The sequence below is a fragment of the Halobacillus campisalis genome (assembly GCF_030345335.1).
Classification (GTDB): Bacteria; Bacillota; Bacilli; order Bacillales; family Halobacillaceae; genus Halobacillus_A; species Halobacillus_A campisalis.
On the sequence record NZ_JAPVRC010000001.1, the window covers coordinates 328018 to 352906 of the forward strand.

The 24889-nt window shown below is 41.3% G+C and carries 23 protein-coding genes; 4 read left to right on the forward strand and 19 right to left on the reverse strand.

Translation table 11 applies throughout. From position 1 onward, the window contains the following. Positions 1–149 precede the first annotated feature (149 nt). The gene (locus O2Q26_RS01620; protein WP_289214279.1) at positions 150–3218 is read left to right on the forward strand and encodes an efflux RND transporter permease subunit; all 3069 of its coding nucleotides are present in this window, start codon (positions 150–152) and stop codon (positions 3216–3218) included. 320 nt (positions 3219–3538) lie between these two features. On the opposite strand, the gene O2Q26_RS01625 is transcribed toward O2Q26_RS01620, so the two are convergent. Both O2Q26_RS01625 and O2Q26_RS01630 read right to left on the reverse strand, forming a co-directional pair. After that, the gene (locus O2Q26_RS01625) at positions 3539–3907 is read right to left on the reverse strand and encodes a YppE family protein (RefSeq protein ID WP_289214280.1); all 369 of its coding nucleotides are present in this window, start codon (positions 3905–3907) and stop codon (positions 3539–3541) included. A gap of 62 nt (positions 3908–3969) precedes the next feature. After that, entirely contained in the window at positions 3970–4236 is a 267-nt protein-coding gene (locus O2Q26_RS01630) for a hypothetical protein (RefSeq protein WP_289214281.1), read from the reverse strand. Between the two features lie 511 nt (positions 4237–4747). On the opposite strand from O2Q26_RS01630, the gene recU reads away from it, so the two are divergent. Then, positions 4748–5332, forward strand: coding sequence for a Holliday junction resolvase RecU (gene recU / locus O2Q26_RS01635; RefSeq protein ID WP_289214282.1), 585 nt, complete (start codon positions 4748–4750; stop codon positions 5330–5332). Positions 5333–5348: 16 nt separating this feature from the next. Continuing rightward, positions 5349–8090, forward strand: coding sequence for a PBP1A family penicillin-binding protein (locus tag O2Q26_RS01640; protein ID WP_289214283.1), 2742 nt, complete (start codon positions 5349–5351; stop codon positions 8088–8090). Between the two features lie 35 nt (positions 8091–8125). Here O2Q26_RS01640 and nth read toward each other — a convergent pair whose 3' ends face one another. The 16 genes from nth to O2Q26_RS01720 all read right to left on the reverse strand — a co-directional run bounded on the left by nth (position 8126) and on the right by O2Q26_RS01720 (position 22963). Beyond that, positions 8126–8785, reverse strand: coding sequence for an endonuclease III (nth, locus tag O2Q26_RS01645; RefSeq protein ID WP_289214284.1), 660 nt, complete (start codon positions 8783–8785; stop codon positions 8126–8128). A gap of 14 nt (positions 8786–8799) precedes the next feature. Beyond that, the gene (locus tag O2Q26_RS01650; RefSeq protein WP_289214285.1) at positions 8800–9456 is read right to left on the reverse strand and encodes a DnaD domain-containing protein; all 657 of its coding nucleotides are present in this window, start codon (positions 9454–9456) and stop codon (positions 8800–8802) included. A 114-nt stretch (positions 9457–9570) separates the two neighbouring features. Continuing rightward, positions 9571–10863, reverse strand: coding sequence for an asparagine--tRNA ligase (gene asnS, locus O2Q26_RS01655; RefSeq protein ID WP_289214286.1), 1293 nt, complete (start codon positions 10861–10863; stop codon positions 9571–9573). A 22-nt stretch (positions 10864–10885) separates the two neighbouring features. Beyond that, positions 10886–12070: a pyridoxal phosphate-dependent aminotransferase gene (locus tag O2Q26_RS01660; RefSeq protein WP_289214287.1), complete on the reverse strand. Its 1185-nt coding sequence runs from the start codon at positions 12068–12070 to the stop codon at positions 10886–10888. A 15-nt stretch (positions 12071–12085) separates the two neighbouring features. Then, complete coding sequence (locus tag O2Q26_RS01665) at positions 12086–12622, reverse strand: cell wall elongation regulator TseB-like domain-containing protein (protein WP_289214288.1); 537 nt, start codon at positions 12620–12622, stop codon at positions 12086–12088. Further along, complete coding sequence (locus tag O2Q26_RS01670) at positions 12576–12746, reverse strand: YpmA family protein (protein ID WP_253934702.1); 171 nt, start codon at positions 12744–12746, stop codon at positions 12576–12578. Before O2Q26_RS01670 ends, O2Q26_RS01665 begins: the two co-directional genes overlap by 47 nt. Before the next feature lie 96 nt (positions 12747–12842). Continuing rightward, on the reverse strand, positions 12843–15638 hold the full coding sequence (gene dinG, locus O2Q26_RS01675; protein ID WP_289214289.1) for an ATP-dependent DNA helicase DinG: 2796 nt from the start codon (positions 15636–15638) through the stop codon (positions 12843–12845). Between the two features lie 152 nt (positions 15639–15790). Then, positions 15791–16180, reverse strand: coding sequence for an aspartate 1-decarboxylase (gene panD / locus O2Q26_RS01680; RefSeq protein ID WP_253934700.1), 390 nt, complete (start codon positions 16178–16180; stop codon positions 15791–15793). Between the two features lie 16 nt (positions 16181–16196). After that, positions 16197–17063, reverse strand: coding sequence for a pantoate--beta-alanine ligase (panC, locus tag O2Q26_RS01685; protein ID WP_289214290.1), 867 nt, complete (start codon positions 17061–17063; stop codon positions 16197–16199). A 16-nt stretch (positions 17064–17079) separates the two neighbouring features. Beyond that, positions 17080–17898 (reverse strand): 3-methyl-2-oxobutanoate hydroxymethyltransferase, encoded by an 819-nt coding sequence (panB, locus tag O2Q26_RS01690; protein ID WP_289214729.1) that lies wholly within the window; start codon positions 17896–17898, stop codon positions 17080–17082. Next, on the reverse strand, positions 17888–18883 hold the full coding sequence (locus O2Q26_RS01695; RefSeq protein ID WP_289214291.1) for a biotin--[acetyl-CoA-carboxylase] ligase: 996 nt from the start codon (positions 18881–18883) through the stop codon (positions 17888–17890). Before O2Q26_RS01695 ends, panB begins: the two co-directional genes overlap by 11 nt. Beyond that, positions 18856–20055, reverse strand: a complete 1200-nt coding sequence (locus tag O2Q26_RS01700) for a CCA tRNA nucleotidyltransferase (RefSeq protein WP_289214292.1) — start codon at positions 20053–20055, stop codon at positions 18856–18858. The genes O2Q26_RS01695 and O2Q26_RS01700 overlap by 28 nt, the downstream gene beginning before the upstream one ends. Next, positions 20042–21175: an N-acetyl-alpha-D-glucosaminyl L-malate synthase BshA gene (bshA, locus tag O2Q26_RS01705; RefSeq protein WP_289214293.1), complete on the reverse strand. Its 1134-nt coding sequence runs from the start codon at positions 21173–21175 to the stop codon at positions 20042–20044. The genes O2Q26_RS01700 and bshA overlap by 14 nt, the downstream gene beginning before the upstream one ends. Positions 21176–21177: 2 nt before the next feature. Further along, positions 21178–21594, reverse strand: a complete 417-nt coding sequence (gene mgsA, locus O2Q26_RS01710; protein ID WP_289214294.1) for a methylglyoxal synthase — start codon at positions 21592–21594, stop codon at positions 21178–21180. A gap of 228 nt (positions 21595–21822) precedes the next feature. Next, positions 21823–22623: a 4-hydroxy-tetrahydrodipicolinate reductase gene (gene dapB, locus O2Q26_RS01715; RefSeq protein ID WP_289214295.1), complete on the reverse strand. Its 801-nt coding sequence runs from the start codon at positions 22621–22623 to the stop codon at positions 21823–21825. Further along, positions 22616–22963 (reverse strand): nucleotide pyrophosphohydrolase, encoded by a 348-nt coding sequence (locus tag O2Q26_RS01720; RefSeq protein ID WP_289214296.1) that lies wholly within the window; start codon positions 22961–22963, stop codon positions 22616–22618. The genes dapB and O2Q26_RS01720 overlap by 8 nt, the downstream gene beginning before the upstream one ends. Positions 22964–23117: 154 nt before the next feature. Here O2Q26_RS01720 and O2Q26_RS01725 point away from each other — a divergent pair, with 154 nt between their 5' ends. Continuing rightward, the gene (locus O2Q26_RS01725) at positions 23118–23987 is read left to right on the forward strand and encodes a YitT family protein (protein ID WP_289214730.1); all 870 of its coding nucleotides are present in this window, start codon (positions 23118–23120) and stop codon (positions 23985–23987) included. A 183-nt stretch (positions 23988–24170) separates the two neighbouring features. Here O2Q26_RS01725 and O2Q26_RS01730 read toward each other — a convergent pair whose 3' ends face one another. After that, positions 24171–24839, reverse strand: a complete 669-nt coding sequence (locus O2Q26_RS01730; protein ID WP_253934691.1) for a zinc metallopeptidase — start codon at positions 24837–24839, stop codon at positions 24171–24173. Between the last annotated feature and the right edge of the window lie 50 nt (positions 24840–24889).

The window sequence follows — 24889 nt, forward strand, 5'->3', positions numbered from 1 at the left end:
AGAATTTAACTCAAATGTAAAGCGGTTTCATTGATACCGGTTAGCACATTGGAGAACATCATTTTTGACACAAGTGTCAGAAATAAGTTTATACTGTATTCATAAAGGTATAAAATCTTAAAAATTATTTGCTGGAGGTGCTTTATGCAATGAAAAAATTAATCGAATACAGAAAAATGGTATGGGTGCTCGTCGCCATTCTCATTTTCACAGGGATATTTACATATGTTCAACTCCCTAAAAGAGAGATACCAGAAATCAATGTGAATGTAGCATCGATATCAACAGCTTTCCCTGGAGCGAATCCTGAAGAAGTTGAACGAGCAGTCACAAACCCACTTGAAGAAGAATTGCTTTCATTAGACGGAATCGAGGAACTGACTTCTTCTTCCACGACCGGTTTCGGTACGGTCACAGCTACCCTTGGAAGTAATGTAGATACAGATAAGGTCAATGGAGAAATTCAGCAAGTGATCGCTGATGTTTCCCGTGGTTTCCCAGACCAAGTAGAGGAACCCACCCTCAACACAGACCTCTCCACTTCTGCCGTAGCTTCCTATCATATTCTAGCGGAGCATCAGGAGGATCTGACGGATTTAAGGTCTACACTCGATGAATGGGAGGAACAGCTTACATCCATTCCAGGAGTTGATTCACTTCTGATCAAAGGGCTGCCTGAGCAGCAAGTGACATTCAATCTGGATAATGATGCATTGGAAGAGTACCAAATAGCAGCCCCCCAGGTTATAGAGGCGATCAATGGAGAATTATCACCGGCCGCTATTGGAACAGAGCAAAGAGACTCGACAATTTATCAATTATCATTTGAGAAATACAGTGACCTGGATCAATTGGAAGAGATCGCTGTATCAACGGATGAAGAAGGTAATCCTGTATCGATCAGTGATTTAGGTGAAGTAACATTGGAAGAGCAGGAAGTAAGTGATGACATTTCTTACGAAGGTAAAAATGCATTATCACTTACCGTACTTGCTGAAAAAGGCGTAAACATATCTTCTCTACAAGAGAATATTACAGAAGAACTATCTTCCCTTGAATCAGAGCTGCCCTCAAATATTACTGTAGAACAATTTTATACGCAAAGTACAGTTATTGATGAGGTATACTCTAATCTCATTTCTTCTTTTGCAATATCTTTGCTAGCAGTTGTAGTAATTATGATTCTGGGGCTGCCGCTTTCATCAGCCATTCTCGTCGCGTTCGCCATCCCTATTTCTATTATTATAGGTCTTATCCCTCTTCCATATATCGGAGTGGATTTGAATCAAATTTCAGTTATAGGGATCATTATAGCTATAGGGATTTTAGTCGATGATGCCATTGTAATTAACGACAATATTCAAAGAAGATTTCAGCTTGGAGACGGCCCGCTCGAAGGGACGATCAATGGGGTGATGGAGGTGAGGAAATCCATCATAACTTCGACCCTGATGATCATATTCAGCTTCTTCCCTCTTACGTTTATATCAGGGACGAATGGTGAATTCATACGAGCGCTGCCTAGTGTTCTGATTTTTACAGTTATTGCTTCTACCTTTATTTCGCTGACATTGATTCCAACGGTACAATACACCCGGAAAGTGAGTAAAAAGAAAAAAAATAATCCAAAAACAGGATTACTAGGAAACCTTTTTAACGGATTGGAAAAAGGTTATGCCGACCGAGTGCTTCCCGCTGTTACTAAAAAGCCGATCAGAACGGGAGTGATCGGGCTTGTCGCCTGTATCCTTTTATCCCTGCTTGTTTTAAGAATTCCTTTTGAATTCTTTCCAGCCGCTGACCGTCCGGAAGTAACAATATCAGTAGAATTCCCACAAGGAACGACACTCGAAGATTCAAAAGAAGAATTAGAAAATATGGAGCAATTCATTCTGGATAACGAAGACTCCGTTACTGAGACAGCTGTCTATACAGGGGAAGGTCTTCCCAACTTATTCAGCCAACCCTTATCCCAAGCCGGAGATAATACAGGTCAGCTGCTCGTACGTATCGATCGTGAGGTAACTAGCGCAACAGAGTTCATCAGTGAGTGGGAGGAACCAATAAGAGAAGAGTATGCAGGAGCAGAAATCTTTCTTGATACAATCGTGTCCGGTCCCCCTTCTTCTCCACCTGTGGAATTAAAGCTGCAAGGACCAGACATTGAAGAGTTAGCCAATCAAGCGGAACAAGCCAAGTCTCAATTTGAAGAACTATCTGAAACGGAGATCGTCACTTTGGATATCGGTACGTTACAGCCCATCGTCAACTACATCCCGGACCGGGAGCTGCTAGCTGAAAACGAAATATCCGTTGATACGGTTACTTCTCAGCTTCAAATAGCTAATACAGGCGTACCCCTTGGAACTTTTGATGATGGTCAAGAGCGCCTTCCTGTCAAAATCATTGTAGATGATGGCGAGCAAGACGGGATTAACTTAAGTGAGCTTAGCGTTACAAGTTCCAATGGAAGTAATAACGGCCCTCCTGAAATACTCCAGCTGGACGAGGTAATTGATAGAGAAGAATCTGAACAAATTGGAACTATTCCGCATTTAGATGGAGAACGGACCATTACTCTTGAGGCATACCCTAAGGAAGGAGAGGAAGAGAACTTCACTCCTAAAGGGGAAGAATTGCGAGAGTCCATCTCTGAAGAGCTGCCTGAGGGTTACACTGTGATCGAAACGGGTCAATCCGACGCACAGTCCGAATTTTTTGTTGAAGTGTCTAAACTCTTTGTTATCGTACTATTTTTGATTTACATTACGATTGCACTGCAATTTAATTCACTTACGATGCCGTTACTCATCACAAGCTCTGTATTTATTGCCATTACAGGGGCGATCATCGGCTTGTTTATTTCAAGAGAACCACTCAGCTTCCTTGCTGTACTGGGTATTGTATCTCTTTCCGGTGTCGTCGTAAGAAACTCTGTCATTCTTATCGAATTTATTGAACAAAACAAGCAGAATTACTCGTCTACAGTTGAGAGTGTGATTGAAGCAGGCCGTGCAAGAATACGTCCTATCGTCTTAACATCTCTAACTTCAATCGCAGCGTTGACGCCAATCATATTTACAGGGGATGTGTTATTTAGACCTCTTGCTGTATCTATTGTATTCGGTCTCATGTTCTCTTCCCTGCTGACATTGATTCTCGTACCAGTATTTTATATTATTCTTGATCGAATCAGGTCCAAATGGGCTGATAACTGATCTGGAAAGCCCACCCTTACGTTAGGGTGGGCTTTCTTCTGATTATTTAAAGTGGCGCAAGGTGCGAAACTAAACCTACACTCCAGGGCATCACCCCAGTGGTTTTACTTGAGGAGGGTTATAGAGATACGGTCTTCTAGTGATAAAAGGTGACACTCCTCTTAGAAGGTGAAGTCCATGTGAGATCCCCAGATGATTACTCAACAATCCGTAGAAAGAAGCTGGACAAAACTGTACCTATACGAAAAAAATGCGTGGCATCAAATTTGAAAATTGATGCCACGCATTTTTTATTTCGAGCGCCAGATAAAATTTTATACTTATAACCCGGCCTCTTTCTTTTTTATATCATCTAAGATCATATCGAGGACATAGTGGGAAGATTGATGTAATTCTTTAAAGCGCTTCTTTTCAACGTCCAAATAATAACTATGCAATACAAGCATTTCGATATTTTCATGGGTGGACTTCACTTGGTTTGGGTGGACGCTTACTCCTCTATTTTTGACGAATTGCTCTGCCTCACCAAGCCATTCGTTAGCCAAAGAGAACATAGGCGCCGTCTCCGTCTTCACTTTTTCAAAAAAATTATGATCTTTTTTATCAATGGGTCCTTCTGTTATTAAATATTTTTCCAGTCGCTCATCTATTAATTCTTTCAAGTTCATTGTTAATGATTTTATGGACATTACGGACACACACCTTTTTTACCAACCTTACCATTATACTATGGAAGCAGGCAAACAAATAGTCAACCAGCTGACTTTTTACGAGAAGATAAAGCGAAGTGTCCTCCACCCTCTCTTTTCTTCTCTCTCTTCACTTCTTTTAATTGCTCTCTAAGCTTAATTACTTCATCTTTTAATTGGTCGATTTCTTTCCGGTGGGAAACTGCCATAGTAAAAACGATCTCATCCGCTTTTAAGGATAACCGCTTATCCAGCAAAGTGAACTTTTCCTTCAACTGGACGAGCTGCTTCTCATAAGTGGCTTTTGCGACAGATTCGTCTCTATTCATAGTCATCGCCTCCTAATATATTGCTGCTTACTAACACAAATTCTCTATACACTGAATAACTCCTTTAAGGATGACAAAACTAGAAGTAATGCAACAAAGAAAGACACCAACGATTGATTTATGAAAAAGGAGGCGTGTGAAATGGCTAAAAATAAAAAATCTCCAAAACAACAAAAGCCCGAGCCGGCAAAAACGGACAATCCTAAACTGACTGGAGAAAATAGACCTTCAACTTAAATAGAATAGAAACATCAGAAAACGCTGCTTGTATATATGAGCAGCGTTTTCTTAACATATACCCATAAATCGATCCTATCCCTCGAACCTTTTAGTTGTTGATCATACTATTTTAATTTTATTTGTCGTTACATGTCTTACGGCGTATAATAAAGTGAAACCTTTTCTGAACTTATTCGTTTATATATAGTGGGAGATTGTAGAATGAAATTTTTGTTATACCTGGAAGCTGTTTTTTGGTATGATACCCTCATGAAGATAGGAGGGAAAGATTGTGAATTACCCAAATGGTAAGAAATCTTCCAGTCAATCTCTTAGAAAAAAAGAAAAACCTGATTTCAGTAACAGGGGGATGACGCTCGAAGAAGATATAGCTTTTACGAACGAATATTATCGTATAGACAATATAGCAAACATACACAAAAAACCAACACCCGTTCAAATAGTGGACGTGCATTATCCTAAACGAAGTGCAGCGGTAATTAAGGAAGCATATTTTAAGCAAGCTTCCACAACAGATTTTAATGGAATTTATCGAGGAAGTTACATTGATTTCGAGGCAAAAGAAACGAAAAACAAGACGTCTTTTCCTCTAAGTAACATCCACCAACACCAAATCGACCATATGAAGGATTGTCATCATCACGGTGGAATTTGTTTTCTGATCATCAAATTCTCTCTGAGAGATGAAACCTACCTCCTGCCGGCTGAAGACCTCTTTCATTATTGGGAAGCTCAATTCTCAGGCGGACGAAAGTCGATCTCTTATCTTGACATTAAATCAAAAGGTGAGCTTCTCCCCTTCCACTATCAAGCGAGAGTCGATTATATAAAGGTGTTAGATAAGCTCTATTTTTGAATGGAGGAATGACGACATGGCAAACGATAGTCAGTCGAGAACAGCAAGAAGAAATCAACTTAAAAACCAGGGGAAAAATAATAAGAAAAAAGGTATCCCCCATTTCAAAACAATATTCATGACAATGTTAACTATTGGAATCGTTCTTATGTTAGGTGTAGGTGCATTATTCGCCTACTACATTGCACAGGCTCCAGCTTTAGACGCAGAGAAATTATCCGATCCCTATTCTTCAAAAATTTACGATAAAGATGATAATTTAATTACCGACGTAGCCGGTGAAGAACGCCGGTCCAGAGTTGAATACAACGACCTTCCTCCACAGCTTGTAGATTCGGTTTTAGCAACAGAGGATGTACGCTTTTTTTCCCATATCGGTATCGACCCCAGACGAATGGGAGCTGCCCTTATTTCTAATGTAACGAACGGATTCGGTTCTGAAGGGGCGAGTACGATTACCCAGCAGGTCGTTAAACGGTCATACTTAACGAGTGACAAAACATTAGAAAGAAAAGTACAAGAGCAGTTTTTAGCCATTAAACTCGATCAGGAATATTCAAAGGAAGACATTCTCGAAATGTACTTGAACAAAATATATTACGGACAAGGTGCATATGGAGTAGTAGAAGCTTCTGATACTTATTTCGGAAAAGAGGATCTCAATGAGCTTACGCTTGCAGAATCTGCCCTGCTTGCCGGACTTCCGCAAAGACCATCAGCTTACGACCCTTTTGTAAATCCTGACTTGGCAAAGCAGCGGATGAATACGGTGCTCAGCTTAATGGTACAGCATGAAAAAATAACTGAAGAAGAAGCTGAGGAAGCAAGACAAGTTAATGTGGAAGATATGCTAGTGGAACAGTCCGAAGGTGAATCAACACCTTACCGCGCTTTCATTGACCAGGTAGAAGATGAGGTTGAAGAAAAAATGGGAGCAGATATTTATAATGACGGGCTGGATATTTATACAACCATTGAACCTGACGCTCAAGAGTACGTGGAACAAATGCTCAGTGAAGAAAGTTCCATCAACTGGCCGGATGAAGACTTACAGACGGGGGTTGCAGTTACCGACACACAAAGCGGTGCGATCAGAGCCATTGGCGGAGGCCGCAACTACATTAAAGGTAACTTAAATTTCGCCGGAGATATTAAAAGACAGCCAGGATCGACATTTAAACCAATCACAGCCTACGGTCCAGCTATTGAGAATGAGAAATTATCAACATATCACCAGATCAATGATGAGAAAATAGAAATAGAACAATCCGATGGAGTCTATTCTCCTAATAACTACGATAACGAGTTCAGAGGCTGGGTGAGTATGCGAGAGGCGTTAAGTAAATCTCTAAACATTCCTGCCGTAAAAATGCTGGAAGAGACAGGTACTGATAATGCTAAAGAATTTGTTGAAGGGCTCGGCTTCGAAATTGCGGGCAATGGTAACCTGTATTTATCTGACGCGATAGGCGGCGGTGTACTTACCAACCCTCTTGAAATGAGCGGAGCTTATGCAGCCTTCGGTAATGGAGGAATGTATACGGAGCCTTATACTGTTCGAAAAGTAGAATCAGCTGAAGGCGGATCCACTGATTTCACTCCTGATTCAAGCTCTGCTATGAGTGATTCCACAGCTTATATGATCACGTCTATGTTAGAAACAGTTATGACCGACGGAACCGGAACTGGAGCTAATGTGCCGGGATTGACTGAAGCAGGTAAAACTGGAACGACTAACAGAGAAATTGAGGACGAAAATGGGAATGTAGAATCCATCGTTCCTGATGTTTGGTTCAGTGGCTATACTACCAATTATTCTGTTTCGATATGGACAGGGTATGGAGATAATAACAAAAATTTATCCAATAGTGCGCAGCAAATCCCTCGTCAAATGTTTAAATCGGTGATGGGGCATATCTCAGAAGGAAAAGAAACAGCTGATTTCAGTAAACCGGATTCAGTGGAATGGGTAGATATCGAAGATGGTTCCCGTCCTCCTGAACTCCCAAGCAGCAATACACCGGAAAGTCAAATCGTCTCAGAGTTATTTCATGTAGATAACCAGCCTACCGAAACTTCGGAACAGTTCGAGAAACTTGATTCGGTTGAAGGATTATCTGCAGATTACAATGAAAATACGGAAGCCATCGACCTATCGTGGGATCATAATGAGGACGATGTTACATTCGATATAACCGTTTCTACAAACGGTGAGTCCCCACGCGATCTTACTACAACTGAAAGCAGAAGCATGGAAATATCTCAAATACAGCCGGGCTCCACTTATGAATTTACAGTAGTTGCTGTAGATAACAGCGGCGAGGCTGAAAGTAGTAATCCATCCACAACTAGTGTACAAGTACCAGGCGGTGAAGAAGAAGCTCCTGAAGAAGAACAAGAAGATGAAACTGAGGAAGAAACTGAAGAAGAAACTGAAGAAGAACAAGAACCAGAACAAGAACCTGAAGAAGAGACAGGAAATGAAGAAGAGACAGGAAATGAAGAAGAAGAGACACCGCCTGAAAGTGATGAAGATAATAATGGCGGAGAAAATGAAGATAGTAACGACGGAGATACAGGAAACGATACTGGTGATGAAGGCGGAGATACGGAAACAGAAACTGAAGAAGCTCCACCTGAAGAAGAAAGCGGAACGACAGAAGAAGAAAACAGTGAAGATGCCTCCGGAGATGATCAGTCTTACGACAGTGCTGAACAAGAAGGTGAAAGTGAAGAACCTTCTTCAGAAGAACAATAAAAAAATTCAGAACTCCTGTGGAGTTCTGAATTTTTTTATGCCATTTTTTCTTCTTTACGTTTTCTTTTTTGACCTTCTCTGCATAAAAAAAGTAATGGGCAATCAGGGCAATTGGGGTTTTTCGCTTTACAGTGGTACCTTCCGAAAAAAATCATTCGATGATGAGTGTCACTCCACTCGTCTTCAGGTATTTTTTTCATAAGCGTACGTTCTACTTCTTTTACAGAATCTTTATACCGGCACAATCCTAACCTTTTAGAAACTCGCTCAACGTGGGTATCTACAGCAATCGCCGGTTGATTAAAAGCAACAGATGCAACGACATTAGCTGTTTTCCGCCCTACCCCAGCTAAACTTTCGAGTTCTTCTTTCGTCTCAGGTACTTTTCCATCAAACCTGTCGATCATCGTTCTGCATAACTTTTGAATATTCTTTGCTTTACTTCGATATAATCCGATTCTTCTGATATCCTGTTCCAACTCTTCAAGCGGCACGTCCATGTAATCTTCAGGTGTTTTATATTTTTCAAACAAACCCGGTGTCACTTTGTTTACGAGAGCATCCGTTGCTTGAGCGGAGAGAACAACCGCTATCAGTAATTCAAAGGGATTCTTATGAGTCAATTCGCATTCTGCATCAGGGTACATTTCCCAAAACGTATCTAAACAATATCTAATTTGCGTTTTATTCAGCATTCATACAACCTCATTTAATCTTCTTCAAGCCAATTATAATATAAAGATACATCCCGTTTCGTTCTCGGCTTATCAGAATTATTTTTCGATTGACCTTGCCTGAATTTCTTTCCGTGCTGTCTTGCCTGATCAACCGTCTGAATTCCTTTTTTCTTCCATTCCCTTAAAATTCGGTCAATATATTTGAAATTGAGCTTCCCCATGAGTACAGCTTCTCGCAGAGCAGCTTTGATCAGAGCTGGTTCCTGTTCTTCTTGATCAAGCCATATATTAATATTCTCTATTTCAAATGGTGACAGCGGCCGGCCGAATTCTTGTTCAAAAAGAGGAAACAAGTTATCCACTTGTTCTGGCGGCTGTTTTTTTGTGACAGGCGCGCGGAACAATTTAGCCCATAAAGGCTCTAAAGAGTAGCACTCATTGCCCACTCTTTGTTCATGGTCCTTTTGCTCAATTTTCAAAAGCTGTTTTTGTAATAAACTTCTTAGAATCTTAGAGCATTCTTCCTCAGAAAATGAAGTTCGCTCTGAAATTTCATCAGGTGTAGGAAACGTGTTCCCTTCTGAATTAAATTGGAACAGCTGCAGAATAGTCACTAATTCTTTTTCTGCTATCCCTAAGCTTCGATACCCAGTAATCAATGTTTTTGGAATTGATATTTGCCCTTCCATGATTGTTTGAAACTTTTGGTAGTCAGCGATAATGATCACCTCATTCTTGGTTGTTAAATAAGGAAAACACCGATAAAAATTGGAATCGGTGTTTTCCCTCTAGCTATCGAATGATTATGGATATAAGCGGTTTAACAGCCTTGGGAAAGGAATAGTTTCGCGTACATGCTCTACTCCAGAGAGCCAGGCAACCGTTCGTTCTAAACCTAGCCCAAAACCAGAGTGAGGGACGCTGCCATATTCACGCAGCTGCAGGTACCACTGATAGGCATCTCCAGTCAAACCATGCTCCTCGTATCTTTGGCGCATCAGCTCAAGGTCATCGATACGCTGTGAACCTCCAATAATTTCTCCATACCCTTCTGGTGCTATTAAGTCAGCACAGAGCACGACCTCTGGGCGGTCAGGATCCGGTTTCATATAAAAAGCCTTGATTTCAGCCGGGTAATTTGTAATGAAAACAGGCTTATCATAGCTTTCTGCAATCGCCGTTTCATGAGGAGCACCAAAGTCTTCTCCCCACTCTATATCATCAAAGCCTTTCTCTTTCAAAAACGACACTGCATCATCGTAGCTGATGCGAGGGAAAGGGGCTTTGATTTTTTCTAATACCGAAGTATCCCGTTCAAGTGCCTCTAAATCTAATCGGCAGTTATCTAAAACAGCTTGTACGACATGAGATACATATTGCTCTTGAACTTCCAAACTGTCTTCATGATTCATGAATGCCATTTCCGGCTCAATCATCCAGAACTCAATCAAATGACGTCGAGTTTTGGATTTTTCTGCTCGAAATGTTGGGCCGAAGCTGAATACTTTCCCAAAAGCCATAGCAGCCGCTTCCATATAAAGCTGGCCGCTTTGAGACAAGTATGCATCTTCATCGAAATACTTCGTATGGAAAAGCTCGGTAGAACCTTCCGCAGAAGAGCCAGTTAATATTGGAGGATCAATTTTCACATAACCATTCACGTTGAAAAACTCGTAGGTTGCACGTATGATTTCATTTCTAATTTTCATTACTGCATGTTGTTTTCTTGAACGCAGCCATAAGTGACGATGGTCCATCAGGAATTCTGTTCCGTGTTCTTTCGGTGTAATCGGATAGTCCTTTGCTTCCTGTATGATTTCAAATCCGCTTACCTGCATCTCGTATCCAAAGGAAGACCGAGTGTCTTCGACGATCACACCTGTTACATACAAAGATGATTCCTGTGTAAGAGCTTTTGCTTCCTGAAACTTTTCATCGCCTAATTCTGCTTTTACAGCTACTCCCTGCATGAATCCTGTACCATCTCGTAATTGTAGAAAAGCGATCTTTCCGCTGGAACGCTTGTTCTGGAGCCAGGCTCCTATCGTTACTTCTTCTCCTACATGTTTAGATACTTCAGCAATCGTTGTTTTCAATGTTTCTACCTCCAACTTAACGTTAAGATTGATGTTTTTCGATAAAACGTTTGATCCGCTTCGATGCTTCTTCTAATTGATCTAAAGACGTGGCATACGAAAGACGCACATTATCAGGAGAACCAAATCCTGAACCCGGAACTAGAGCCACTTTTTCTTCATCCAATAAAGCTGTGACAAAGCCATCTACTTCGTCGAATCCACAAGACGATGAGGCTTCTTTCACATTCGGGAAAAGATAAAAAGCACCCTTAGGTTTTTCACAATAAACACCAGGGATATCCACTAACCAGCCATGCAGCTGATTTAAGCGGTCTTTAAAAGCGTTTCTCATTTCTTCCACCTGTTCATTAGAACCCTCATAGGCAGCCAAGGCTCCGTATTGGGCGATGGACGTAGGATTCGAAGTAGAATGGGACGCCATGTTCGTCATAGCTTTAATAATATCCCTTCTCCCTAGTGCATAACCGATTCTCCAACCTGTCATCGAATGGGATTTGGAAACACCATTGATAACGACGGTTTGCTCGTAAAGATCATCAGAGAGCTGTGCGATTGAAACATGGGGTTCACTCGTGTAAATCAGCTTCTCATAAATTTCATCAGAAACGATTAACAGGTCGTGTTCGATACAGACTTCACCTAATGCCTGCAGTTCCTCTTTAGAGTACATCATCCCTGTCGGATTGCTTGGCGAATTAATAATAACCGCTTTTGTCTTTTCCGTAATGGACTGCTTCAACTTCTCCGGTGTTAATTTGAATTGCTGCTCTTCCTCAGTTTCAACAATGATCGGACGGCCTTCAGCCAGTTTGATTTGCTCAGGGTAACTGACCCAGTATGGAGCAGGTACGATGACTTCATCGTCTTTGTTCAGTAAAACCTGAAACAGGGTAAATAGTGCATGCTTTGCTCCCGTCGTCACAATTACCTGGTCTTGACCGTAAGACAAGCCTTGATCTCTGTCCATTTTACGAATTATCGCTTGTTTCAAATCTGGAATACCTCCAGCAGGTGTGTACTTCGTCTGACCTTCATCCATTGATCGTTTTGCAGCTTCAATTATGTGAGCGGGAGTATTAAAATCGGGTTCACCAGCTCCCAAGCCAATAACATCATGACCTTCCGCTTTTAATTCTTTCGCTTTTGCTGTGATTGCTAACGTACTTGATGGGGTTAGGGATTTTACTCGCTGTGCTAAATCCAATTTCGTCACTCCTTATCATGATTGTGTTTGTCGAAAAGCGAATCGTTGAACTTCTTCACCATTCTCAACATCTAAGTATTCAAAAACATAGCGGCTGCTTTCATCTGTATACGTTACTTCCCATACCGGGCGGTTTTCTTCATAAGCCAATTGAACATCGATGAATTCACAGCCAGTACACTGAGCACCATTGGCTACGGCCGTGCTTTCACTAATCATATCTTCCTTCGGGATGCTCGTCATCTCTTCTTTTTCAGCAAGATTGATGAATACATAGGTCTCTACACCGTCGGAATTTTCTCCAAAAGCTATATAAACAGGGAATTCCCCATTATAACGCGCCACTTCTTTCACATCGGTCAACAGCCCTTCTGATTCTGCAAAATTACTTGCTTCGGCAAATTGACTTGTCCTGCTGTCTTCTATATGGAGATACATCCAGGTCAATACACCTATAAATATGATTAGTAATACACCGAGGGTAACTAGAACCCACCGCACCCACTTAGGTACGGTAAATCGTGAAGACGGCTGTGTCTCGATCATCTTCATCTAAAGCCATTCCAAACATTAAGTTTTCTTCCTTCAGCGTACGGTTCAGAGTATCTACAATTTTATAAAGATCGTCTGTTTTCTGAACTCGTACGGTAGAAAGAGTTTCAATTTTATTTGCCATTGCACATTTCTCCCAACTATTGATTTGGCTCCTACTCGGTAAATACTTGTATTATTATAACAGGAATGAAAAGAAATTTAATCCTTCACTGTGCTTTTACAGCCAATCTTCCATCTGTTTTATCAATTTATTCGTCGATTCATGTGTGACAGGTATATCCGGTATCGACGAGAGGAAGTATTTACCGTAGCTGGATTCAATGATCCGTTGATCACATATAAACACTATACCACGATCTGTACTAGAACGTATGAGACGGCCGAACCCCTGTCTGAAACGGATAATTGCTTCAGGTAGAGAGTATTCCATGAACGGATTTTTCCCTAGCTGTCTTACTAATTGCTCCCTCTTAGACTGCACAGGCTGTCCAGGCGGCTGAAACGGCAGTCTTACGATGACCAGACAAGATAAATCATCTCCGGGAATATCTACCCCTTCCCAGAAAGAGCTTGTTCCAAGGAGAATCGACTGGTCAAATGCCTGGAAGTTCTTTTTCAACCGATCCCTGCTGCCGCTTGAGACTCCTTGACCAAATATCATATACTCTTCAGGGTTAATCAATTCCTTCAGTAGATAGTAAGTTTTCTTCAGCATATCGTAAGAAGTGAATAAAACGAGCATCCTGCCTTTTGTGATATGGGCCATTGAGTAAATAGCCTCACTGACTGAATAAATAAATTCCTCCTGGTTATCTCTCACATTAGGAAAATCATTCGGCACCATTAATTTTACATTTTGATCAAAAGAATAGGGAGATGGAATGTTCTCTTCGATCAATCTGTTATCGTTTGTAATACCGAGAGAGCCCTTTATAAAATTAAAAGAACGATTCGTAGTCAAGGTCGCGCTTGTAACGATCACACTTTGTTTGCTTGAAAACAAACGCTCTCTCAGTATCTGATTCAATTGGACAGGTTCGCTGAACATGTATAAGGAATGGTTAGGTCCTTCCCCTTCGATTTCAATCCACTTCGCTTCGTTCTCATTTGCTTCTAGTGGACTAAAATAAGAATACAGCTGATTTTCAATTTTTTCGCAAATCATGATGGAGTGATCTAAACGATTCAAAAGGATCGCAGGCTCTTTACTGCTGGAACTTCTGGCAGCTGGCAGGAGCTGATCCTTCATCGATAGCATCAGCCTTTTGATAGATGAAATGTTAGAAAGAAATCGATTCGTCATTTCTTCTGCTGTTTCTAGCAGGCGCTTATCTTTTTCATCTTCCAAAGAATACTGGATTCTTCCTATGTCACTTTTTGATTTGCCGGCCTGACGGCTTTTTCTTATTCCCTGGTAAAGGTATCTCATTAATTGATTCAACTCATCTTTAGCTTTATCAATTGCTTGACGATGACGATCGAGCAGCTGCATGAAAGCCGTGCCGCCTTCTTTGAAATATCTTTCAGAAAACTGTTCGCCCATTTGAGAAAGCTGTCTTTGCAGTTCCTTATAATTCAAACGAATTCCGAAATATCGACTGGCTACAGACTCTAACTGGTGCCCTTCATCGATGATGATTTTATCGTAAGGCGGAAGGTGTTTTTCTGAACTAATCAGATCTAAACAAAGTATGGAATGATTCGTAATGATAATGTTTGCTTGAGATGCTTTCTTCTCAGCCCATTCAAAATAAGATGCTTCAGATTTCAACTGTACGGCTTTTTTGGACTGTTCTGCTGAAACCTTGTGCCAAAATTGCTGACCATTAGAAGGGAGCTGGATTTCGTCTATATCACCTGTCGTCGTCTGTGTAAGCCAAACAAGAATCATTGATTTAGCCAAAGCTTCATCGTAATTATCATGGACAGAATTTTCCAATTCATAACTGAAATGAACGAGTGAAATGTAGTGACTGCGTCCCTTGAACAACTCAGCCTTCACCGGTTGATCTAAAGCCTCGGCAATTTTAGGTACCTCATCTTTGAGCAATTGATTCTGAAGGGAAGTCGTATGTGTCGATACCACTATTCTCTGCTGGTTTTTGATCGAATAGTACAAGGCAGAAACCAAGTAAGCCAGCGACTTGCCGGTTCCTGCTCCCGCTTCAAGCAGAGCATGGCGACGTTCTGTCAATGATTGATGCACGAGGTCGGACATTTTCCTCTGGCCTTCTCTTTGTTCAAAATCGAGCATGGAGCGCTTGAATCCCTCCTCCCCCTCGTATAGATTTTCCAGCCACTCCTCATAATTCTCTGATATTTCAAAACCGTCGGTATGGGCGGAAGGTAATTTTCTAACAGCAATTCCATGCCAAAGAGTATACTCTTCTTCTTGATCTGCACGGTATCTCACTCGGTTTAAAGCTTCCTCGATAAATTCCCGAAAGCCGCTCTTCAGCTTTGACGTGACTTTTAAGAGATGGGTAAGTGTCCGCTCCGGTAACTTGTAAAGCGAATCAAGTAGATAGATGAGCAATTCGCCAGTCACTTGTGCGTCTGATAACGCACGGTGCGGACGATCATGACCAAAGTTAAGAGCCTCAGAAATCCTGCCCAATTTGAAGCTGGGTGACGTCGGTATCAGAACTCTGGCCAATTCTACTGTATCGATTATTTGATTATTTAAGGAGGAAAAACCACAAGCATTCAATTCTGCGTTTAAGAACCCTAAATCGAATTCTATATTATGTGCAACTATGTATGCATTCTTAAATAACCCATAGACTTCCTCAGCTATTTCCGAAAACAGAGGAGCATGGGAAACGTCCTCATCGTCTATTCCTGTCAGAGATGTGATAAACGGAGGGATATCCCTTTCAGGGTAGACCAGACTGGAGAATTCCTTCACCACCCGACTATCTTTAAGCACTACTATTCCTATTTCTATAATACGATCTTTCTTAGATGATGCATTTCCGGTTGTTTCTAAATCTACTACGGCAAAAGTAGCCATGCCTTCCCCTCCTTTAACACTTCCCCAACATAAAGCAAGGACCTTGCCCTAACAATTGGCAAAGATCCTCACTCTTGCTCACTACCATATTCAAAACGCTTCTCGGCAATGGATTATTATGCTCAGCGTGAATCCAAAGACGAGCCACTTCTTTATAGAGTCATCGCAGTCAGCGGAGGCTCTTCTTCTATAATCTCTCTTACTTTATTATTCTCATCCATAATTGCGATCTTCGGCTTAAATTCTCCCAACTCTTCTTTGCTCACCATAGCATAGGAGACGATGATAATGACATCATCAGGCTGGACAAGCCGGGCTGCGGCTCCATTGAGGCATACTACTCCACTGCCTCTTTCTCCTGCAATCACATAAGTCTCGAGACGTGCTCCGTTATTATTATTAACAATCTGTACTTTTTCATGAGGTAAAATGTCTACCATCTCTAATAAGTCTTGATCAATCGTTATACTGCCCACGTAGTTTAAATTGGCCTCTGTTACGCGAGCTCGATGGATCTTAGCTTTCATCATTGTTCGAAACATGATGTATCCTCCTTGATCAATTACCCTTATCGAGACTTGCTTCATTTAAGATAACATTGTCTATCAACCTTGCTCTCTCATAAAAAACAGCGATAGCAAGTATAACTTGACGATCGATTTTCTCTAATGGTTCAAGTTCAGGGTAAGATAATAACTCAATATAGTCTATTTTACCACGAGTCTTATTTTCAAGAAACTGTCTAGTTTTTTGCAGCACGGCAGCAGGGAGATCTTTCCCTCGTTCAATTAGCTCTTTTCCATATTGCAGCGCTTCCTGAATAGACGGCGCCTCTTCTCTTTCCTTATCCGATAAGTTTACATTACGGCTGCTTTTAGCAAGCCCGTCAGCCTCACGCACCGTATCGACGGCGACTAACTCGATCGGAAAATTGAAATCCTCGATCAAAGCGTCCACTACTGCTACTTGCTGAGCATCTTTCCTGCCGAAGTATGCGCGGTCGGGCTGACAGATGTTGAACAGTTTCGTAAGGATGGTAACGACACCTTCAAAATGTCCCGGCCTGCTTTTTCCACATAATACATCGCCTCTTCTTACCACGGAAATATTTAATGATAAAGGCTGAGGATACATCGTTTCAGTTGTCGGAAAGAAAACCAAGTCGACTCCATGCTGTTCTGCTAAAGTCAAATCTCGTTCTTCATCTCTCGGATAGGCATCTAAGTCCTCGTTTTCACCGAACTGAAGGGGATTAACAAAAATACTTAGAACTACAACGTCGTTCTCTTCCTTCGCCTGGTCGATAAGTTTCAAATGTCCTTCATGCAAAAACCCCATGGTCGGTACAAAGCCAACCGTTTGTCCAGATAGTTTTTTACTTGATATTTTTGCTTTCACATCATTGATAGAATTAAAAACGTCCATAAATCATGCACCCCCGTTATTTAGGAAGGAAATCAGGGTTCATCGTAAAAGTGTGCTTCGTTTCAGGGAATGCTCCAGACTTCACTTCACTTACGTAAGACTCCACCGCTTCTAACATATTGGTATGACTATCCATGTAAGACTTCACAAATTTAGGAAGTCTATCTACACCATATTTTAAAATATCATGGTAGACGAGAACTTGTCCATCGACTTCTGCTCCAGCACCGATCCCAATGGTCGGGATTTCGAGTTGTTCAGAAATTAGCTGAGCCAGCTCTTTAGGGATGCATTCAAGTACTAAAGCGACAGCTCCAGCTTCTTCTATGCTTTTGGCATCTTCAAGCATCTGCCGTGCAGCTCTTTCATCTTTCCCCTGAACTTTATACCCTCCCAGTACATGAACAGATTGTGGAGTCAATCCCAGGTGTCCAACTACAGGAATGCCGGCATACGTCAGTTTCTCGATCGTATGTAAAACTTCACCTGCTCCTTCTACCTTCAGAGCTTGTGCTTCGGTTGCTTGGAAAATTTCCCTTGCATTTTTCAAAGATTCTTCGATCGAAATATGGTAAGACATAAAAGGCATATCTACGACGACAAACGTATTCTTCGCACCTCTTCTTACTGCCTTCCCGTGATGGATCATGTCGCTTACCGTAACAGGAATCGTGGAGTCATAACCAAGAACGACCATCCCTAGACTATCTCCTACTAATATCATCTCAGTACCTGCTTGTTCAGCTATTTTAGCAGAAGGGTAGTCATATGCGGTAAGCATTGTGATTTTATCCCCATCAGCTTTCATTTGGCTGAGCTTCGTCTTATTTAGCATCATATCCTCCTTCTCCCCACTGAATCTCAGCAGAATACAATTTCTCTCTCTTCCCTTCACTGTCTCTTGCTATTAAAGCACCATCAGGCTCGATCCCTACAAGGGTCGCCTCCCATGTCCGTCTCATCGTTGAGATGGTAACCTTTTCTCCAATTTTATACCCGTACGTTTCCCAGATTTCTTTTACATAATTGAAACCTTCAGCAGCGTATTGATCATAGGTTGATTCAAACTGCTTCAATATCTCCTGGATCGTTGAAGTGATATTCCATTCTTCCTTTGATTCTGCCCTTAAGGAAGAGGCTTTATGCCTTATATCCACTGGAATCTCTTCGGCAGATTGATTGAGATTTATTCCGATACCAATGGCGACATACTGAATTTGATCGTGCTCAGCTTGCATTTCGGTCAAAATTCCGGATACCTTCTTATGATTAATCAAAATATCGTTCGGCCATTTGATAAAGGGGATCAGCTGCGATTGAGAAGTAATTACTTTTGCCAAAACCGTAGCTGCAAGTAAAGTAATTTGGGGTGCTTGTACTGGCGATAATTCAGGACGCAGTAAAATACTCATCCAAATTCCTTTGCCTTTAGGGGAGTGCCACGGCCTGGACATTCTTCCTTTCCCTTTAATCTGCTCATCTGCAACGACTACGGTTCCGTGCGGTTTACCTTGCTTCGCCAGCTGGTGGACGATATCCTGCGTCGAATCGACTTCTTCGTAATGATGCAGTTGGTGGCCTATCCAACTCGTGCTCAATCCCCAGTGAATAGTGTTTTCACTTGTTTTATCAGGAGATGCGATGATTCTGTACCCTTTCCTTTGCACTGCTTCCACTTCGTATCCGTCTTTCTCCAATTCTTTCATATGCTTCCATACCGCAGTGCGAGAAATATTAAGATGATCAGACAGCTGCTGCCCAGAAATATAATTATCTTCCTGATTCAATAGTTTTATGAGTCGATTTCGTGTCGATTCCATGAGTGTACCCATTCCTTTATTGCTTGATATTCATTAGCGATTTTCTTTAACACGACCGCCTTTTCGATACGTTGTAAACTGTCCCCTATCCATCTGCCTTTTTCACTACCAGGAAAAGCCTGAATAAGATCCTCCGCTTGAAACGATAATTCTTTTTTTGACTTGATCGGAAGTTTTTCGTAACGGATCGCAAGCTGACTTTCGTCTATTTTCCAATCAAGCGCTTTAGCTACACTAATTAAATGAACCTGTAAATGCGCTGGAAGCTGGTATAAAATCCAATCGTAATCCTCAGTCCCAAAGCTGATTGCTTTGACAGCGTCATACAGATGAAGGGCTTCGTGTTTAACACGATTGGATAACTTCCATTCTTTGACCCAATCATGCACTGTGAAAGCAGATCCTTGCATTAGATAGAATGTAATTACTTCCGCCATGTTTCTTAGATTATAGGCCGGAAGCTTTTTAAGTAAGCTTAATTCTTTATTGAAGATGGGGAGGAAGCTGCCAATTTTCAAAGAAAAGCATAAGGGTAATATACGCTTATACCCTACCCCTGCTAATAGCTTCTCAAATTCAACGGCCTTCCTTTCAACTGAAATATATCGTAACAAAGGAGCGCACACCCTGATAGCCTGTAAAAGATGTTCGTCTAAATTGAACCGAAGCTGACTCGCGAAACGTAATGCTCTCAAGATGCGTAAAGGGTCCTCCTTAAAACGCTCTTCTGGAACTCCGACAGCGCGTATGATCTTACGCTCCAAGTCCGTTTTCCCGCCATATGGATCGATGAGCTCAGCAGCGGAATTAAAAGCCATAGCGTTGATCGTAAAGTCTCTTCTCGCCAGGTCATCCTCTATACTATCTATAAACTCCACTTGATCAGGGTGACGATAATCAGCATACTCAGTCTCCGAACGATAAGTAGTAATTTCATAAGATTCACCTTTATAGCGGATAATCACTGTACCATGCTCTGCTCCAACAGGAATCACTTTATCAAACGCTTGCATCACTTGGTCAGGAGAAAAAGAACTAGCTAAATCAATGTCCCCTAATGGTCGGTCTAGAAAAGCATCCCGAACGGCACCGCCTACAATATGAGCTCTTCCTCCCTTTTGCTCGATATTATGGATGATTTCAAAAGCATGTTTGAGATTAGGCTTCATCATACTGGATCACCTGACCATAAAGTTGTTCATATTGACGTAATATCGTTTGCGAAGCGAATTTTTCCTTTACTACCTGCTCTGCTTGTATAGAAAACTGATGCAAAACTTTTTCATCACTGAGCAGAGAAATAGCGTAGTTTGAAATTTCATCGATATCTCCAAGCTCAGCTATATATCCTGTCTCCCCGTGATCGATGACCTCAGGAATACCTCCGACTCTAGTACCGATACAAGGCACACCACAGGCCATCGCTTCTAATAGCACTAATCCAAAGCTTTCTTTCTCAGATAAAAGAAGCTTCAAATCCGATATCGCAAGAAGCTCGTTGACATTTTCTTGTTTTCCTAAGAAAAGAACGTGGTTTTCTAAATTCAACTTTTTTACAAGCTGATAACACATAGAATACTCAGGGCCGTCGCCTATCAGCAGGAGCTTACTTGGTACCTCCTCCCTGACTTTGGCAAACACTTGAATGACATCTGTGACACGTTTGACTCTTCTGAAATTGGAAACATGAATGATCACTTTTTCTTCTTCTTTGATTTTATATTCTTTTTTTAATTGAGCATTGGGATTTCGAAAATATTGACGTTCGTCTACAAAATTGTATATGACGTCAATTGGTTTTACCGTTTCCAGCTGTTCTCTCGTTTGGCTCACTAAACTTTCAGAAACAGCCGTCACCCGGTCGGACTGATCTATTGCGAATTTGATCATCTGCTTCAAACTCGAATCGATTCCAAGCACCGTAATATCTGTTCCATGTAAAGTCGTGACAATTTTTATATCCCTGTCACTCATCTGTTTAGCAAGAATCGCTAATACTGCATGGGGCATAGCATAGTGCACATGCAGGATATCAAGCTCTTCCCGATTAATCACTTCAGCCATTTTATTAGCCAGTGAGAGGTCGTAAGGAGGATGCTGAAACACAGGGTAATTACTGACCTCTACTTCATGATAAAAGATATTGGGATATACCCGGTTCAACCGGAAGGGTAGCTGAGTGGTGATAAAATGTATCTCGTGACCCTTCTCAGCTAAAAGCTTTCCAAGTTCTGTCGCGATGACGCCCGAACCACCGACAGTCGGGTAACATGTGATTCCAATTTTAGCCATACCTATTCCACCTGATTTCTCTCATCTTTTGCAACTTTTCTCCAATTAAAATCTCCGCGGTCCAGGGCGCGGATCATGATTTCTGCCCCTGCCAAATTGGTGGCAACAGGGATTTGATGAACATCACACAGCCTTAATAAAGCTGTAATATCCGGCTCATGCGGCTGAGCGGTCAATGGATCACGGAAAAAGATCACCATATCCATTTGATCATCAGCAATTTTAGAACCAATTTGCTGGTCGCCGCCCAAAGGTCCAGATTGAAAACGTATAATCGATAGTCCTGTCGCATCGGCTATTTTTTTGCCTGTCGTTCCTGTCGCAAACAACTGGTGTTTTTCCAGTATATTTTGATACGCGGTCGTGAACGTTATGATTTCCGGCTTTTTCTTATCGTGCGCAATTAAAGCGATATTCATTGAGATCCTCCTTAATTCAATACCTCTGTTAAATTCCCGAGTTCATAGCTTCCTTAAAGATCGGTTTCGTTAATTTTGCTTGGAGATTGGGTCTTGAAAAACGCTCGCTTACCGCGAGGAAGACGGTAAGCTTCCTGTCACAAAACATCTTAGAATCGAGTCTTCACCAATCCGGCAGAATTAATGGGTACCTCTCTTATGAAAATTCAACAACAACTTATAACTTTCCTAATCCAATAAATGTTCGAGTCCATAAACTAATACGTCGAGGTTCATTACTTCTGTTGCAGCCAATTTCACGCCTGACATGAATGACTCTCTATGATAAGAATCATGTTTGATCGTTAAAGTTTGCCCAAGACCACCGAAAATCACTTCCTGATGCGCGACTAGACCAGGGAGACGAACACTATGGATTCTCATCCCATCATAATTAGCACCTCTCGCGCCTTCTATAGTCTCTTTTTCATTTTCATGACCTTGCTTATGTTCTTCTCTCTCTTCCTGAATCAGCTGTGCTGTTTTAGCAGCCGTACCCGAGGGAGCGTCCAGTTTCTGATCGTGATGTTTTTCAATGATCTCAACGTCAGGGAAATGTTTGGATGCCCATTTGGAAAACTGCATCATCAATACGGCACCTACAGCAAAATTAGGTGCGATAACTGCGCCAAGCTGTTTCGTTTCTGCCAACTGTCTAAGCTCAGATAGTTGATCATCAGAAAAACCTGTCGTACCTACGACTGGTCTTATGCCATTTTCAAGAGCGAGCTTAGTATGCTTATAGCCGTATTCCGGCGTAGTAAGGTCAATTAAAACATCAGCCTCAACTTCTTGCATACATATTTCAGCGTCCGTATATATTATAGCTCCCATTGAAGGAAGCCCATCGATGTCCTGTACGCGCTCCCCTTCGTGTTTCCGATCGATACATGCTGCGAGCTCGAGCGTATCGTCCTTTTCAATCATTCGAAGAGCTTCGCTTCCCATTTTCCCTCTTGGTCCTGCTACGATACAACTAATCTTATTCATCGTCTTTCTCTCCTTCTTTTCCTTTTCGTGTCCAGCGATTTTTATCTCTTGTTTCAATTTTACTCATAGATTGTTCGAATGCCTCTGATAAATCCAAATTTAGTGAGTTTGCGAAGCAGGTAAGCACAAAAAGCACGTCTCCCAATTCTTCTTCCAAAGCTTTATCCTCTTCAGTGGATTTTTTAGGTTTTTCTCCGTACCTGTGGTTAATTTCTCTGGCTAGCTCTCCAACCTCTTCCGTTAACCGCGCCTGCATACTTAAAGGGGAGAAATACCCTTCTTTAAATTGTGATATGTAACGATCCACTCTATTTTGAATGTCTTTCGTATTGTAATTCATTATCAAAACTCCTCGCAATTAGCTTCTCCTATTGTAATGGTAGCCAAAAGGCGGCTATTTGACAAATTATTAGAACTATACACATTGTGGGTTCATAGGTAAAACTTTATAATGGAAGCCGTGACATTAATTACGGAGGTGACTAAGTTTGAAAGTGTTTAATTTAAAAATCAAAAATATCTTTTTCATTCTTGTAGGTTCTGCTATTTTTTCATTCGGTCTTGTTCACTTTAACATTCAAAATGAGTTAGGTGAAGGCGGCTTTACAGGAATCACCTTGCTTCTTCTTTATTTATTCAATTTAGATCCTGCATTAATGAACATCGTCTTAAACATCCCTGTTCTAATTGTGGGATGGAAGACTTTAGGGCGCACAACGTTTTATTATTCGCTTATCGGTATTCTTGCGGTTTCAGTCTTTATTCGTATTTCTCAAATATATTTGATAGAAATCGATTTGGCTTCGGATTTGACGTTAGCTTCGTTATTCGCCGGGGTGTTTATAGGGGTAGGACTCGGAATCATATTCAGGTATGGTGGAACAACCGGAGGAGTAGATATTATAGCTCGTCTGATGAATAAATATTTGGGCTGGAGTATGGGGCGTGCCATGTTTTTATTTGATGCCCTCGTTATTTTCACTTCGATCATTACCTACCTCGACCACATTAAAGGAATGTACACTCTAGTTGCTGTATTCATTGGAGCACGTGTCATTGATTTCATTCAAGAAGGAGCTTATGCAGCAAGAGGAACGACGGTTATATCTGAAAAAAGTGAACAAATTTCCACTTCGATCATGAAAGAAATGGATCGGGGAGTAACAGTATTACAAGGAAGGGGTTCCTTTACCGGGAGCAGCCGTGATGTCCTTTACTGCGTTATAGCTAAAAATGAAATTGTACGACTTAAGAATATTATTGAACAGATAGATCCCCATGCATTCGTGGCCATAAGCCATGTCCATGATGTAGTAGGAGAAGGCTTTACGTTAGATGAAAATAAAATGCCTTTAGATGATTAGCTATGATTTGTTGAAGAATCAGGGGTGGTTGGTAAGCCAGGGTTTTTTTATCATATAAAGGCTTTAATTTAAGAAAGACCTCGAATTTGAGTCTTCAAGATAACTGATGTGGAAGTACAATTTAACAAAGTCAAATGATAAAAAAAATCCCTCTTGATTGTCATCAAGAGGGATTTTACATATTTAATCCTGTTGAGTAAAAATGAAGATGAACCTCATTAGTTCTGCTAATGCGACAAGCGCACCTGCTACATATGTCAATGCCGCAGCATTCAGTACTTTTTTAGTTTTTCGTTCTTCATCATTACGAATGACCCCGGTAGAAACAAGCTGCCCCATTGCTCGATTCGAAGCATCAAATTCTACTGGAAGGGTTACAAACTGGAATAATACCGCAAAGGCGAAAAACACGATACCAAGAAGCAGTAAGCCAGACATTTGTAATAGCATACCGCCAATAATCAAAAAGATGGACGTGTTAGAACCAAAGCTTGCCAGCGGTACTAAAGCACTGCGGAATTTTAAGAAAGCATACTCTTCAGCATCCTGAATCGCATGACCCACTTCGTGAGCTGAAACAGCTGCGGCAGCCATTGAACGGCCATGGAAGTTATCAGAAGAAAGTCTAATGACTTTTTTCCTCGGGTCGTAGTGGTCTGAAAGCATACCTTTTGTTTCTTCGATTTTAACATCATAAATTCCATTATCATTCAGTATTTTTCTAGCCACTTCTGCCCCGGTCATACCAGAAGAAGTCGCCACTTTTGAATATTTCTTATACGTACTTTTTACTTTTGAAGAGGCCCATATAGGCACAATCAAAATAATCGCAAAGTACAGAAGTAATTCCATTTTCATTCCTCCATCTTAGATGTGTACTACGTGTATAGGTCAATTTTAGT

Coding starts and splice junctions, on each gene's coding strand:
- O2Q26_RS01620 (WP_289214279.1), top strand. CDS start 150: ATGAAAAAATTAATCGAATACAGAAAAATGGTATGGGTGCTCGTCGCC.
- O2Q26_RS01625 (WP_289214280.1), bottom strand. CDS start 3,907: ATGTCCATAAAATCATTAACAATGAACTTGAAAGAATTAATAGATGAG.
- O2Q26_RS01630 (WP_289214281.1), bottom strand. CDS start 4,236: ATGAATAGAGACGAATCTGTCGCAAAAGCCACTTATGAGAAGCAGCTC.
- O2Q26_RS01640 (WP_289214283.1), top strand. CDS start 5,349: ATGGCAAACGATAGTCAGTCGAGAACAGCAAGAAGAAATCAACTTAAA.
- nth (WP_289214284.1), bottom strand. CDS start 8,785: ATGCTGAATAAAACGCAAATTAGATATTGTTTAGATACGTTTTGGGAA.
- O2Q26_RS01650 (WP_289214285.1), bottom strand. CDS start 9,456: ATGGAAGGGCAAATATCAATTCCAAAAACATTGATTACTGGGTATCGA.
- O2Q26_RS01665 (WP_289214288.1), bottom strand. CDS start 12,622: ATGAAGATGATCGAGACACAGCCGTCTTCACGATTTACCGTACCTAAG.
- O2Q26_RS01670 (WP_253934702.1), bottom strand. CDS start 12,746: ATGGCAAATAAAATTGAAACTCTTTCTACCGTACGAGTTCAGAAAACA.
- dinG (WP_289214289.1), bottom strand. CDS start 15,638: ATGGCTACTTTTGCCGTAGTAGATTTAGAAACAACCGGAAATGCATCA.
- panD (WP_253934700.1), bottom strand. CDS start 16,180: ATGTTTCGAACAATGATGAAAGCTAAGATCCATCGAGCTCGCGTAACA.
- panC (WP_289214290.1), bottom strand. CDS start 17,063: ATGGACGTTTTTAATTCTATCAATGATGTGAAAGCAAAAATATCAAGT.
- panB (WP_289214729.1), bottom strand. CDS start 17,898: ATGCTAAATAAGACGAAGCTCAGCCAAATGAAAGCTGATGGGGATAAA.
- O2Q26_RS01695 (WP_289214291.1), bottom strand. CDS start 18,883: ATGGAATCGACACGAAATCGACTCATAAAACTATTGAATCAGGAAGAT.
- O2Q26_RS01700 (WP_289214292.1), bottom strand. CDS start 20,055: ATGATGAAGCCTAATCTCAAACATGCTTTTGAAATCATCCATAATATC.
- bshA (WP_289214293.1), bottom strand. CDS start 21,175: ATGGCTAAAATTGGAATCACATGTTACCCGACTGTCGGTGGTTCGGGC.
- mgsA (WP_289214294.1), bottom strand. CDS start 21,594: ATGAATATCGCTTTAATTGCGCACGATAAGAAAAAGCCGGAAATCATA.
- dapB (WP_289214295.1), bottom strand. CDS start 22,623: ATGAATAAGATTAGTTGTATCGTAGCAGGACCAAGAGGGAAAATGGGA.
- O2Q26_RS01720 (WP_289214296.1), bottom strand. CDS start 22,963: ATGAATTACAATACGAAAGACATTCAAAATAGAGTGGATCGTTACATA.
- O2Q26_RS01730 (WP_253934691.1), bottom strand. CDS start 24,839: ATGGAATTACTTCTGTACTTTGCGATTATTTTGATTGTGCCTATATGG.